Source organism: Acidobacteriaceae bacterium (assembly GCA_028283655.1).
Taxonomy (GTDB): Bacteria; Acidobacteriota; Terriglobia; order Terriglobales; family Acidobacteriaceae; genus Granulicella.
Window position 1 is genome coordinate 3,180,553 of the sequence record JAPWKE010000003.1, and the last position, 13,851, is coordinate 3,194,403.

Annotated in this window: 11 protein-coding genes; 4 read left to right on the plus strand and 7 right to left on the minus strand. The window is 59.1% G+C overall.

Annotated features, from left to right (window positions below):
• Nucleotides 1-29: 29 nt before the first annotated feature.
• The 7 genes from PW792_15980 to PW792_16010 all read right to left on the minus strand — a co-directional run bounded on the left by PW792_15980 (nucleotide 30) and on the right by PW792_16010 (nucleotide 5,987).
• Nucleotides 30-1,532, minus strand: a complete 1,503-nt coding sequence (locus PW792_15980; GenBank protein ID MDE1163423.1) for a sugar transferase — start codon at nucleotides 1,530-1,532, stop codon at nucleotides 30-32.
• Nucleotides 1,533-1,732: 200 nt separating this feature from the next.
• Nucleotides 1,733-2,470 (minus strand): hypothetical protein, encoded by a 738-nt coding sequence (locus tag PW792_15985; GenBank protein MDE1163424.1) that lies wholly within the window; start codon nucleotides 2,468-2,470, stop codon nucleotides 1,733-1,735.
• 12 nt (nucleotides 2,471-2,482) lie between these two features.
• Complete coding sequence (rfbA, locus tag PW792_15990; GenBank protein MDE1163425.1) at nucleotides 2,483-3,367, minus strand: glucose-1-phosphate thymidylyltransferase RfbA; 885 nt, start codon at nucleotides 3,365-3,367, stop codon at nucleotides 2,483-2,485.
• A complete protein-coding gene (gene rfbB / locus PW792_15995) occupies nucleotides 3,364-4,485 on the minus strand; it encodes a dTDP-glucose 4,6-dehydratase (protein MDE1163426.1) in 1,122 nt (373 codons plus the stop codon). The genes rfbA and rfbB overlap by 4 nt, the downstream gene beginning before the upstream one ends.
• Nucleotides 4,486-4,604: 119 nt before the next feature.
• Nucleotides 4,605-4,889 (minus strand): hypothetical protein, encoded by a 285-nt coding sequence (locus tag PW792_16000; GenBank protein MDE1163427.1) that lies wholly within the window; start codon nucleotides 4,887-4,889, stop codon nucleotides 4,605-4,607.
• A gap of 143 nt (nucleotides 4,890-5,032) precedes the next feature.
• Nucleotides 5,033-5,623: a CDP-alcohol phosphatidyltransferase family protein gene (locus tag PW792_16005; protein ID MDE1163428.1), complete on the minus strand. Its 591-nt coding sequence runs from the start codon at nucleotides 5,621-5,623 to the stop codon at nucleotides 5,033-5,035.
• A gap of 64 nt (nucleotides 5,624-5,687) precedes the next feature.
• A complete protein-coding gene (locus tag PW792_16010; protein ID MDE1163429.1) occupies nucleotides 5,688-5,987 on the minus strand; it encodes a DUF3861 domain-containing protein in 300 nt (99 codons plus the stop codon).
• Nucleotides 5,988-6,087: 100 nt separating this feature from the next.
• On the opposite strand from PW792_16010, the gene PW792_16015 reads away from it, so the two are divergent.
• The 4 genes from PW792_16015 to PW792_16030 all read left to right on the plus strand — a co-directional run bounded on the left by PW792_16015 (nucleotide 6,088) and on the right by PW792_16030 (nucleotide 13,851).
• Nucleotides 6,088-6,558 (plus strand): Rrf2 family transcriptional regulator, encoded by a 471-nt coding sequence (locus tag PW792_16015; protein MDE1163430.1) that lies wholly within the window; start codon nucleotides 6,088-6,090, stop codon nucleotides 6,556-6,558.
• A 68-nt stretch (nucleotides 6,559-6,626) separates the two neighbouring features.
• Nucleotides 6,627-7,898 carry an IscS subfamily cysteine desulfurase gene (locus PW792_16020; protein ID MDE1163431.1) on the plus strand — a complete coding sequence of 424 codons (1,272 nt, stop codon included), beginning with the start codon at nucleotides 6,627-6,629 and terminating at the stop codon, nucleotides 7,896-7,898.
• A gap of 409 nt (nucleotides 7,899-8,307) precedes the next feature.
• Nucleotides 8,308-12,018: a TonB-dependent receptor gene (locus PW792_16025; protein ID MDE1163432.1), complete on the plus strand. Its 3,711-nt coding sequence runs from the start codon at nucleotides 8,308-8,310 to the stop codon at nucleotides 12,016-12,018.
• 135 nt (nucleotides 12,019-12,153) lie between these two features.
• A complete protein-coding gene (locus PW792_16030; GenBank protein MDE1163433.1) occupies nucleotides 12,154-13,851 on the plus strand; it encodes an NAD-dependent malic enzyme in 1,698 nt (565 codons plus the stop codon).

The window sequence follows — 13,851 nt, forward strand, 5'->3', positions numbered from 1 at the left end:
ACTTGGAGCGACGCTGCTGGATAAAAACGCTAGGAGGCTCCCCGTCCACGCAGAACAGCCGGGATGGTTTGCAGGAGGATTCTGAGGTCGAGCTTCAAGCTCCAGTGATCGATGTAACGCAGATCAAGCTCGATCCACTGCGAGAACTCAAGGTTGGAGCGACCGCTTACCTGCCACAGGCCAGTCATGCCTGGAACGACGGAGAAACGACGCATCAGATGCAGTTCGCTAAAGCGGTGAACATCGCGCTCGTTCAACGGTCGAGGACCGACGAGCGACATCTGGCCGCTCAGCACGTTCAGCAGTTGCGGAAGCTCGTCCAGCGAGGTCTTGCGGAGGAACGCACCGACACCGGTGATGCGAGGGTCGCGCGTGATCTTGAAGACCGGGCCGCCCGCTTCGTTCATGTGCTCGATGTCAGCCTGACGCTGCTCGGCATCAACGACCATGGAGCGGAACTTCAGCATCGAGAAGCGGCGCTTGTTCAGCCCATAACGCGTCTGCTTGAAGAAGATAGGGCCTTTGCTGCTGAGGCGCACAGCCAATGCGACGGCCAGGAAGATGGGACTAAGAACCAACAGACCAAGCCCGGAAGCTACGACATCGAGAGCACGCTTGAGCAGCCAGCGGCTGTCGCGGTGCGTCATGCGCAGCACCACACGGCCTTCTTCGGAGTGAATACCCTTCGTAACGTCCGTGGAGAAAAGCTCGGCGGGGTAATGCGGCTCGATGCCCGCGATCGCACAGAGGCGAACAGCTCTTTCGATCTCGCCGTAGTGCGACTTCACCGGCAGAGCGATGTGCATCTCGTCGATGACGTTGTTCATCAGGAACGACTCAAGCTCTTCGAGCGAGCAGAGATAGGAGCCAAGATGCATGCGGTCGCCAGCATGCTCCGGCGCATCGATGAAGCCGAGGATGCGGTACTCCTCACTGGCGTGATGGCGAAGCTGCCAGGCCATCTGCTGCGCCATGTTGCCGCTGCCCAGAATTACGACGTCGCGCTTTACGCGGCTTTCTGCGAAGCCCGAACGCGCCCACAGCATCACCAGGATACGAGGAGCGAAGAGCACGGCCAGCGCAGAGGCAAAGAAGACCGGAATCGCAAGATCGAGTTTCGTTTCCGGACGCAGCCAGCGGCAGACTCCCCACAGCACTGCCGAGCAAGCCACTGCGGCCAACAGCACTCGCCGCATCAGCGAACTGAAATTGAATTGACGGTATAGCCCTACAGTCCACAGTATCGGGGCCCATAGCGCAGCGCACAGCAGCACCAGCACAACATCGCGCACGGTGATGACGCCGGAGAGCCAATCGCTCATCGTCTTGCCGTAGCGGTGGAGGCTGGACGCAACACCAAGCTGCATCAGGACACCCATCAACAGCACGAGGTCGACGAGCATCATGCGGGAGTGTCGCAACCACCGGTAGGTTCGGTTACGGACAATGGTCTTCGCTTCAGCCTCAGGAGACTGGATCTCGGCCTCGAAACGAATTGCGTCTTTCGAAAGTACGGTTGCCTGGATAGTCATAGGGAGGCGGAAAGTTCGGCGTGCAAATCGGCGTGCAAAGGCGATCTGTGTCGCCACATTCAAATGCTAGGCCTCCCAGAGGCATCATCCTATGCCACTTAGGGGGTGGAAGGCCTGCCGGAACGGTAACCATCGCGAACGCACCATCTGCGCGGCCTGCTCTTACACGCCTGTAGCATTTTGAAAGAATTCGAAGGTTTTCAGCGTTCCAGCCGATTTTTTACACCTCGAAGACGCTCCGCAGCCTTTCGCAGCCAAGGCACACCGCGGTCGAACCAACGACCGCCTGCAATGTCGGAGCGCGAGGAGCGTTGCCCGGCCAGCGAGATTCGCGGCCTGAGCCGCACCACACCAGCGCAGTCACGGGTGTAGTGAAACAGCGCGCCGTCGTAGTGCATAGGGCCGCCAGCCGGGTCGCCCGGCTCGCGCGCCATCATCTCTTCGAGAAACGAAATCATCGCCGCGAGCGTACGTCCGTGTACGGCGTAGCAATGCGCCAGCATTAGCGGTTCCACGACAGGAAGAAGAGGCCCGCCGGAGGAATCCGGCGTGGAAACAGAGTCTTCAAAGCCCAACGAAGCGATGTGCCACGCAGCCGTTTCGAGAGCAGTCTGTACCGCAGGCCAATCCTGCTTCCAAAGTTCGGGGTCGAAGCTGACGTCGTCTTCGAGCACCAGAATGCGCTCTAAGCCGCGGTCGCGGGCGTTACGCAGAATGTTCAGATGGCCCAGAAAGCAGCCGTAGGCACCAATCGACGGGAAGCCGTGCGCTTCAGTCGCGCGCACCCCGGGAGCAACCTGGAGACGGGCAGCTGCAGCCGGATCCAGGCGCTGCAGCTCGGCGCGAGTAGCTGTCAACCGCTCACTGCGCTCTGGCAGGTTGAGGACAAAGATGCCGTCGAAGAAGGCCAACGGCTCCTCGGGCCTGAAAGAACGCATCGCTGCCGCCTCTTAGAAGACCGTTTCCCGCGTGATGCGGCGAAGATACTCGCCGTAGGTGCTCTTGCCGTAGTTATCGGCGATGTTCTGCAGCGCTTCCGTGCTGATCCAGCCTAGACGGAACGCAATCTCTTCCGGGCAGGCGACCTTCAAGCCCTGACGCTTTTCGATGGTCTGAATAAACATGGAGGCTTCGAGCAAAGAGTCATGCGTGCCGGTGTCCAGCCACGCCAGGCCACGGCCCAGGACGGCAACGTCCAGGCGCTCGCGCTCCAGATACCACTTGTTGACGTCGGTGATTTCCAGTTCGCCGCGCGGTGAAGGCTTGATCTCCTTCGCTACCTCGACGACATCCGGCGGATAGAAGTAGATGCCGGTGACGGCGTAGCGCGACTTCGGCTGCGTAGGCTTCTCTTCCAGAGAGATGGCCTTGCGGTCCTTATCAAACTCGACGACACCGTAACGCTCGGGGTCGTTCACGGGATAAGCAAAGACGCGTGCCAGGCCACTCTTCTCTGTGGCCTCTGCAGCTGCGCGCAGGTCATGCGCGAACTCGTGTCCGTAGAAGATGTTGTCGCCCAACACGAGACAGCTTGCCTCCCCGGCCAGGAACTCGCGGCCGATAAGGAAGGCCTGCGCCAGGCCATCCGGGGAAGGCTGTATCGCGTACGTCAACTCCATGCCCCACTGCGAGCCATCGCCCAGCAACTGCTGGAAGCGCGGCGTGTCCGCAGGCGTGGAGATGATCAGGACCTCGCGAATACCCGCAAGCATCAGCGTCGAGAGCGGGTAGTAGATCATCGGCTTGTCGTACACCGGCATCAACTGCTTGGACGAAGAGAGGGTTACGGGGTGGAGGCGCGTTCCCGAGCCTCCGGCAAGAATAATTCCCTTCATGCCGTCACCGCCGACTTCGTCTCAATGCCCTGCTCGCGTTCGCCATAGTTGCTCTCGACCCAGTTGCGGTACGCCCCAGAGGTAACGGACTCAACCCACGAGCGGTTCTTCAGGTACCAGTCCACCGTCTTGCGGAGGCCGGTTTCGAAGCTCTCCTGGGCCTTCCAGCCCAGTTCACCCTCGATCTTGCGAGCATCGATCGCGTAACGGCGATCATGGCCGGGGCGGTCGGTAACGTGCGTAATCTGCTGGCTGTACGGCTGGGCGGCAGGCGCCATCTCGTCCAACAGCTTGCAGATCGTCGTCACGACGGTCATGTTGGTCTGCTGGTTCGATCCGCCGACGTTGTAAGTCTCGCCGATGCGGCCGTTCGTCAGTACTTCTTCAATCGCGCGGCAGTGGTCGACGACATAAAGCCAGTCGCGGACCTGCTGTCCGTCACCGTAAACCGGCAGCGGCTTGCCCGCGAGCGCGTTGTGGATGATCAGCGGAATGAGCTTTTCGGGGAACTGCAGAGGGCCATAGTTGTTCGAGCAATTCGTGATCAGCGTCGGCAGACCATAGGTATGCTGCCAGGCGCGAACGAGATGGTCGGAGCTTGCCTTCGACGCCGCATAAGGGCTGTTCGGAGCAAAGGGGGTGTCTTCGTGGAAGGCTGGATCTTCCGGCGACAGCGTGCCGTAGACCTCGTCGGTGGAGACGTGCAGGAAGCGGAAGTGCGGCTTCTCTTCGGCGCTCAGGCTGTTGTAGTACTCGCGGGCGGCTTCCAGCAGAGAGAAGGTGCCATCAATGTTCGTTTTCAGGAACGCCGAGGGACCAATAATCGAGCGGTCGACGTGGCTTTCCGCCGCAAAATGCACGATGGCGCGCGGGCGGTGTGTCGCAAACAGTTCGCGAACCAACTTGCCGTCCAGAATGTCGCCGTGAACGAAAGTATGGCGGGGATCGCTTTTCACCGGGTCCAGGTTAGCCGGGTTCGCCGCATAGGTGAGCGCGTCGAGGTTCACCACGGGCGACGCCGAAGCATCTGCAAGATGGTTCAGCACAAAATTCGATCCGATGAAACCAGCTCCGCCGGTGACGATCAGCGGAGATGAAGCCGAAACGGGAGTAGACATCGTTCGCAAAATTCCTTCAAAGGGCCGTCGCAGCTAGTTCGATCCGTGTTCGCTGCGAGTCGTACTTGCTCAGTTCAGCCAAGAATACTGCAAACGGCAACAGTCTGCCGCACTTGAAGTTAGCGAATAGCGCGTCGGGCAAAACTTCCGTAATGCACACCGTAACGTCCTGATCCCGAAGCGATTTCGGCCTGAGGAAAGAACGCCGAACGAGCCAACTCAACCAGCATCCAGCCGATGCAGACCAGCATGGCGATGCCGCACTTGTGCTTCAGCACGTTCAGCCAGGTAAATGGATCGGCCCAGATGACCTCCACATGCCCTTCGCCCGCCACCAGGGCGATCGAGGCCAGGGCAATCAGAATGGCCGGAAATAGGTTCTTTGTCGCTTGAAAGGGCTTCATGGCTACTCTCAAGTTTTATCGACTGAGAGCGCCTGCTTCGATAGCACATAGCGACTTCTGTGCGGACTTTCCGGTTACCGGGCCTAACCCAAACGAGGCAGATTTCGAAGCACACCACGCCCCGCCGGTAACATTACCAAGGTCTATGCGGTGACGGCCGTCGGAGCAGCACCACCGCCGCCGCTGTTCACCCGGCGCAGCACGATCCACGCATACTGCGCGGCCGACAAAGGCGCCAGCCACGCGACCCCCATCAGCAACCAGTACTGGCAGAAGGCAAAGCGCCAGCCCGGCAGGGCCTGCGACGTCATCACCACCAGCACCGCGATAATCTGCACCCCGGTGCTCGCCTTGCCCAGCCAGCTGGGGCGGAAGTCCCGCAGAGTGTTGGTGATATAAAGCAGGGTCGAGATGAGCAGAATGCCCAGATCACGGCTAAAGACCAGAACCGTAACGTAGCGCGGGATCAGGTCCACGTGCGTCAGCACCACGAAAAGCGTGGAGAGCAGCAGCTTATCGGCGATAGGGTCAAGGTACTGGCCGAGGGTCGTTTTCTGCTTCAGCAGGCGCGCCAGCAGGCCGTCGAGACCATCTGTAACGCCCGCGATCCAGAGCAGCACGAACGCCACCTTCCACTCACTGTCCAGAATTTCGATGACCAGAAACGGAAGCACGAACAGCCGCAGCATGGTCAGCAGATTGGGGACAGCGACGAGTTGGCTCAGCGATGGCACAGTCAGAAACGGATAAGGCTTCTTGATGTTAGCCCATCGTGCAGCCCTTCCACGCCGCCAATCCTTACTCCTTGGCGGGAAGTGCTTTCAGCCTGCCGATGAACTCCCGAAACGGGAGACTAAGCGGCTCAAACAAGGGGTCCTTGCGGTTGTGGAGCATGACCTCGCCGAAAAGCTTCAGCCCAACAGCCAGCGACGTAGCCTCATCTTCACTCCAGAGGCCCTTGGCCCGCTGGCGGGCTATGATCGCGAACAAATCGTCATGATTGTCGGCCTCAAACTGCAGACGGTCTTCCGGGGAGCCTGATGGCAGCTTCGCGCCCTCTTTCACAATGCGTTCCAAAGTCACTCGATACTTGTACATGCCAGATTGGATGAGGGCACAAAAGGCTTCGATTCCCCGGTTGCCGCCAGCCCAGCGCCGCCGTACACTAATAAGTAGGCGAAACAGGCCTCATTTTCCTATGCTGCGACTGACAAAAAAAGCGGACTACGGGCTGATGGCCCTCAAGTACCTCGCCGAGCAGGCGCAGTTTGCTCCTACCGGCGTTGCGGCAGCGTCTGCAAAGGCGATTGCTGAGGCCTACCATATCCCCCCCCAGCTTCTGGCAAAGATACTGCAGACGCTGGCGAAGGCCACTATCCTTGTTTCGCACGCAGGAACCAATGGCGGCTATGCGCTGGCACGCCCTTCTTCCGAGATCAGTGCGTTTGAGGTGATTCGAGCCATTGATGGCCCGCTTTTCATCACAAGCTGCATTACGATCCACGGAGCTTGCGACCTTGCCGGTCATTGCACCATCAAAGAACCGTTGCGCAAGGTAAACGATTCGATCAAAGACCTGCTGAGCGGCATTCGTATAGCCGATCTGGTCGAAGCGGATGCCTCACCGGCGCAGGCCCTTGCTGGCGGCCTGGTTTCGATCGCCCTCTAGCAAACCATTAAGTTTTGAAGGACCTCCCCCGGTCCGGTAGTACAGAAGTTTTAGGAGCCCAAAGAACCATGCCCGAATCCCTTGGAATGAACGTCGTCCAGTCGTCGCAGCCGCTGCCCGAAGGTGTGAAGCTGCCCATCTACATGGACAACCACGCAACCACGCCGCTCGACCCGCGCGTGCTGGAAGCGATGATGCCCTATCTGACTGGCATCTTCGGTAACGCAGCCAGCCGCAACCACTCCTTCGGTTGGGAAGCTGAACAGGCTGTGGACAAGGCTCGCGAGCAGATCGCAAAGCTGATCGGTTGCACGGCGAAGGAGATCATCTTCACCTCCGGCGCAACCGAGTCGAACAACCTGGCCCTGAAGGGCGTTGCCGAGATGTACCACGAGAAGGGCAACCACATCATCACCCAGATGACCGAGCACAAGGCTGTGCTCGATACCTGCAAGAAGCTCGAGAAGCAGGGCTTCATCGTGACGTACCTGCCCGTGAAGGCTGATGGCCTGATCGACGTCGAAGATATCAAGGCCGCGATCACGGACAAGACGATCCTCGTCTCGATCATGTACGCCTCCAACGAGATCGGCGTGATCCAGCCGATCAAGGAGATCGGCGCACTCTGCCACGAGAAGGGCATCATCTTCCACACCGACGGTGTGCAGGCTGTGGGTAAGGTTCCGGTCAACGTCATCAACGACAACATCGACCTGATGTCGCTCTCCGGCCACAAGATCTACGGACCGAAGGGCGTGGGCGCACTTTACGTTCGCCGCCGCAACCCCCGCGTTCAGCTCACGGAGCAGATCAACGGTGGCGGCCACGAGCGCGGTATGCGTTCGGGCACGCTGAACGTCCCGGGCATCGTTGGCCTGGGCGCAGCCTGCGAGATCGCCGGCGCAGAGATGGAAGAAGAGTCCAAGCGTCTTATCGAACTGCGTGAGTACCTGAAGAACAAGCTCGAAGCTGCTCTGGATTACACGCAGATCAACGGCAATATGGACCACCATCTTCCCGGCAACCTGAACATGTCGTTCGTTTACGTCGAAGGCGAGAGCCTGCTGATGGGCATCAACGACATCGCGGTGTCGTCGGGTTCGGCCTGCACCTCTGCCACGCTGGAGCCTTCGTATGTGCTCAAGGCGCTTGGCCTGGGCGATGACGTCGCACACAGCTCGATCCGCTTCGGCCTCGGCCGCTTCAACACCAAGGCTGAAGTGGACTACGTTGCCGACAAGCTGATCGACGTCGTGCTGCACCTGCGCGAGCTTTCTCCGCTCTACGAGATGGTCAAAGAAGGCATCGACCTCTCGAAGATCGAGTGGGCTGCTCACTAATACTGATTGAAGGACAACGCAAAGGGGGCGCGGCGAAAGCCGCGCCCCCTTTGCGTTGCTCGCGTAGAACATCAGCGGCGTCCGCTCCCAAGTTGTCTGGCAGCAGAAAGCTCTCCTCCTACAGGTTCAGCAGAGTCAGAGGGAGCAGCGATTTTGGTGTGGTTTCAACAGATGTTGTTCGTGCCTCGACACGCTCCAAGCCTTGTTGCATACTGAAGCTCTTCATTCAGCTTTGATGTGTCGCTTCTCAGGATGTGCTAGCAGACGACCAATTCACGCACCGTACACCGCAGCAGACGATGCGATTTCGACGACTTTTGGGCAATCGATGACCTAAAGGCGATCAAGCACCAGAGATAACCCATACTTCCATGCAGGTTTTAGGAGGAACACCAGGATGATTCGCCTAATGGCCCATCGGGCATTCGTGGCATCCGCCGTAATTTCCATGATCGCTTTACCGGTCTTTGCACAGGATGCAACCACCGGCAGCATCAGCGGAACGATCACGGACAAGAGTGGCGCAGCGGTTCGCGGAGCAAAAGTCACGCTGACCAACACCGACCGCAATCACGTTGAGCGTGTACTAACGACCAACAGCAGCGGCTTCTATACAGCCACGGCTCTCCCGCTGGGGAGCTATGACGTTCTGGTCGTCGACGAGGGCTTCAAGACACTGAAGGTGCAGCATCTGATGCTGCACGTCTCGGACGCACTCACCGTAAGCCGCGCCCTGAGCAACGGCGAAAACACAGAAACTATTACGGTGAACGCCGACCCGACTTCGGTGAATCTCGAAGACGCGACAAACGCCGGCCTGATTAACAGCACGCAGATCAACAGCCTGGTCATGATCTCGCGCAACTACGCAAGCCTGATCAACCTGCAGCCTGGCGTGGCCTACGGCGGCGCGACCGACAACCTGCAGCGCGGCCCGGTCGGTGTCGGTGGATCTTCGAGCACCGTGTCCTTTTCAGTGAACGGTGGCCGTACAAGCTCGAACAACTGGACGCTCGACGGCGCAGACAATGTAGACCGCGGCACCAACCTAACGCTCTACGTGTATCCCAGCCCGGATGCGATTGCGGAGTTCAAGACGCTGCGCGGACAGTACAGCGCACAGTATGGCCGCAACTCTGCGGGTATGGTCGACGTCGTGACGAAATCCGGTACCGACAGCCTGCACGGCAGCGCATATGAGTACTTCCGCAATGATTTCCTCGATGCGAACGGCTCTCTGAACAAGCAGCAGAACCAACCGATTAACAAGTATCGCTACAACGATTTCGGCTTTTCGATAGGTGGCCCGGTTTGGATACCCAAGGTCTACAACGGTAAGGACAAGACGTTCTTCTTCGTTTCAGAAGAGTGGCTGCGTGAAATTACGTACGCGCAACTGAATGCAATTGTCCCCACGCAGGCCGAGCGCAATGGAGACTTCTCGCAGAGCGGCTACATTCCCGCAAACAGCACTCAGTGGACACGTGGCCCCATTCAGGTCTGTACAGCCTTCACCTACAGCGCAGCGAACCAGCAAAACACTTGTACTGCGGCTGGAACACAAGTAAACACTTTGTCGCAGCAAGCACAGGCGTATCTCAAGGACGTCTACAGCGTGATCCCGGTGCCAAACGAGACAGCCAATCTGGCTCGCAACCTCGATCCCCGCACGATCACCAGCACCGTAAGGAATGTCTACAACAATCTGAACACTGGCGTACGCATCGATCAGCAGTTTGGGACAAAGGTGTCGCTCATGTACCGCTACATGCACGACACCTTCCCTACCTATAACGGCTCAGGTACGTTCATTACCGCTCCAATTCCTGGTCTTTCCGCCACGCAGTCTTCGTACCCCGGTACGCAGCACCTTGGCAAGGTGACCTGGCTGCCAAGTCCGACCTCGGTCGTCAACGTTGGCTACGCATACTCCAGCGGAGCGATTTATACCCAGCCTCAAGGCCAGTTGCTTTCAGCAAACTCACCAGACATTCATACATCCACACCGTATGCAAACGGGGTTGGCGTTGTCCCAACGCTTAGCTTTACCCAGGGAACGACCGCACTCATGACGGCCATCACCTCCGGGCCCAAGTACACCGACCTCGGCATCAACCACCAGGTTTTCGGAGATTACACAAAGACGCTGCACAACCACACGTTGATCGCGGGCTTTTCCTACATGCACTACGAGAAGCAGGAGAACAACTCGGCAACGACCAACCAGGGTTCCTTCGGATTCACCAATGACACGGCGTTCCCGGTCGTAACAGGCACAGGGCAGACACAGCTATCGGGTGTGGCCGAGTCGCAAGCGTTTGCGAACTTCCTTACAGGAAATGCGAACAACGGCTTCTCCCAGCAGTCTCGCAATGCTGCCGTCGACATCAACCAGAACATCTACGAAGCATTTTTGCAGGACAACTGGAAGGTGACGCCGCGCTTCACGGTGAACCTGGGCGTTCGCTATAGCCTGCTCACGCAGCCTTACGATGCAGGCGGCAATCTGAGCAACTTTGACCCGAGCACCTACACTGCGTCGAAAGCGCCGACGATCGGTGCGAATGGTCTGCTTTGCCTACCCCCTGCGACCACCTGCGTTCAGACGGGAAGCAATGCGGGCCAGCCCACATCTCCCAATACCGGAGCTGATATCGTCGGCGCGAACTACATCAACGGCCTGATCTTCGGCAATCCATCGGCGGCCAACAACAACCAGGCTTCACCCTTTGGCAACAGAGTGACAGGTTCGCAGAAGAACAACTTCGCACCCCGTGTCGGCTTTGCGTGGGACCTCTTCGGTGACGGCAAAACCGCTCTGCGCGGAGGCTACGGCTGGGCGTATGACGAGATCGAGGTCAGCTACTACGAGACCACGGTCTTCAATAATCCGCCTTCGGTTGCAACCTACTCGCAAACGATGGCGGATGCTGACAATCCCACTGGCGGTGCAACAGCAGGCACACCATCGTTGACTCCACTCAGGATTCAGGCTCTACCGCTGAACTTCAAGACCCCGTACACGCAGCAATTCTCTCTAGGCCTGCAGCAGCAGATTACCCCTACGACATTGCTGGATGTGAGCTATGTCGGTTCGCATGGCACACACCTGGCAGGTGCAGAAGACCTCAACGAACCTCGTCCGGGCGCATGGCGTGGCAAGGTGACTCCGCTGACAGCCAGTTCCGGTTGCGCCATCAACGGCCAGGCCGCGTTCATCAGCACGGCTTGCGGCATTGTGCTCAACCAGATCAAGCCTTACCTTGGCTACTTCGCGGTCGATGCGATGCAGACGATCTTCAACTCCAACTACAACTCGCTGCAGACGAAGATCACCAAGCACTTCAAAGGCAAGAGCTACATCGACGGCAACTTTACCTGGTCGCGCGACCTTACCAATGCGCAGGCTGACTACACAGGCTTCGTTCAGAACATTTACAACGTGAACGGAGACTACGGTCGCGCCGCCGTGGACCGCAAGCTGATCCTTACGCTCGACGGCGTATGGGAAGAGCCCTGGTTCAAAGAGCAGCATGGCCTGACGGGTCGCCTGCTGGGCGGCTGGAATGTTGCTGTTACGTATGCGGCGAACTCCGGCCTGCCACTGACGGTAGCGTCTTCCGCTGGCCTGAATATCAACTACAACCTGCCGGGCGGCAAGACTGGCGTTAACGGGGCGACCACCGGCGGTATTGTGAACGATAACGCGGGTCTCGGCATTTTGGGGAATACCAATGCAGGTCTCCGCCCGAACCAGATTGCGAATCCCAACCAGGGCTATGGCATTCAATTGCACTCCAGTAAGAATTACCTGCAGTCGGCTACTCCGTGGTTCTACACCGGTGCCTTTGCGGCGCAGGACCCTGCCAGCAACGTTCCAGGTACGGCGAAGCGTGGAACGATCAACGGACCGGGCTTCCAGCGCGCCGATCTGGGTATCTTCCGCAACTTCCGTATTGTGAACCGCTTGAACTTCCAGCTTCGCGGCGAGGCGTTCAACGTGGCCAACCATGTAAACGTCCAGTCGATCGGAACAACGGCAACGTCCTCTACCTTTGGCCAGGTCACCGGCTATCGCGATGCCCGCATTCTGCAGATCGCAGGACGCTTCGATTTCTAACTCCTAACCGCATCCCTGGGTGCAAACGGCGTCGGCAGAAATGCTGACGCCGTTTTCTTTTCCCGGAGCAAAGGCGCGGTTATCGGCATGAAAAATGTCAGCTCACGAAGCGAGCTTCGTTATCATGCATGAGGCATGCCTCCGACCCCTCGCGTCAATCCGGATATCGTTGAAACCGCACTCACGGGCCTCGGCCTGATTAATACCCCTATCTTCAACAAAGGCACAGCCTTCTCTGAAGAGGAGCGCGACGAGTTCTCGCTGCATGGGTTGCTGCCGCCACAGGTGGGCACGCTGGACCAACAGGTCGCGCGCCGCATGAAGGCCTTTCGCGCCCTGCCCGACGACTTCGCGCGCTACACGTTCATGCGCGATCTGCAGGACGTTAACGAGACACTCTTCTACGCGCTCATCACGCGACACATCGAGGAGATGCTGCCGGTCGTTTATACCCCGGCCGTCGGCGAAGGCTGCCAGCGTTTCTCCGAGATCTGGCGCAAGCCTCGTGGCGTCTTCCTCAGCTACCCGAACGTCGACCGCATCGAACGTATCCTCAGCCACCCACGCTACGACGGCGTGCGCTGCATCGTCGTCTCCGACGGCGAACGCATCCTCGGCCTGGGCGACCAGGGTGCAGGCGGCATGGGTATTCCTATCGGCAAGCTCGCGCTCTACACTGCACTTGCGGGAATCCATCCGCTGAGCTGCCTGCCGGTCTTCCTCGACGTCGGCACCGATAACGCTGACCGTGTAGCGGACCCGCTCTACCTCGGCTGGAAGCACGAACGCGTTCGCGGCGCAGAGTACGACAACTTCGTCGACCGCTTTGTGCGCACGGTGAAGAAGCGTTGGCCGCACGTTCTGCTGCAGTGGGAAGACTTCGCCGGCGCCAACGCGGGCAAGCTGCTTGACCGCTACCGCGAAGAGTTGCCAAGCTTCAACGACGACATTCAAGGCACCGCTGCTGTTGCGCTGGCCACGATCCTCGCGGCAGCAAATGCCACGGGCGTTCCGCTCCGCGAACATCGCTTTCTCTTCGTCGGCTTCGGCGCAGCAGGTTGCGGTATCGCGAGCTTCCTCGAACTCGCACTGAAGCACGCAGGTCTCTCGGATGAAGAAGCACGCAGCCGCTTTTACGCCATCGACCGCCCGGGTCTTCTGCTCGACTCGACACCTGGGATGCATCCTTCGCAAATGCCGTTTGCGCGCCCTGCGAGCGAGACCGAAGGCTGGCAGCACAATCCCGAAGGCGGTGTTTCGTTGCTCGAAACCGTCGAGCGAGCGCGTCCCACGGTGATGATCGGTGTGAGCGGACAGCCGGGCGCATTCAGCGAAGAAGTCGTTCGCACGATGGCTCGCCATACGGCGCGACCGGTCATCCTTCCACTCTCCAATCCAACATCTCGCGCAGAGGCAACTCCCTCCGACCTGCTGCATTGGACCGACGGTCAAGCGATCATCGGCACGGGTAGCCCCTATGCTCCGGTGGAGTACAACGGGAAGACCTACCGCACGGTGCAGACGAACAACTCGTACATCTTCCCTGGCCTTGCTCTCGGGATCGTCGCGTCGCGCTCTCGCCGTGTTTCTGACGGCATGATTATGGCCGCAGCGGAGGCGCTGGCCGCGCTTTCGCCCACGGTGAAAAACCCTACCGCTCCGCTGCTGCCGCCGCTCGATACGCTGCGCGAAGTTTCGCAGGCCGTAGCCCTTGCCGTTGGTCGTCAGGCAGCCACAGAAGGCCTTGCAGCCGTTCGTGGCGAGGACTTCGAGATCGCATTGCGCGCCAGCGTGTGGAACCCGGTCTATCGGCCCTACAAGCGGAGGCGCTAA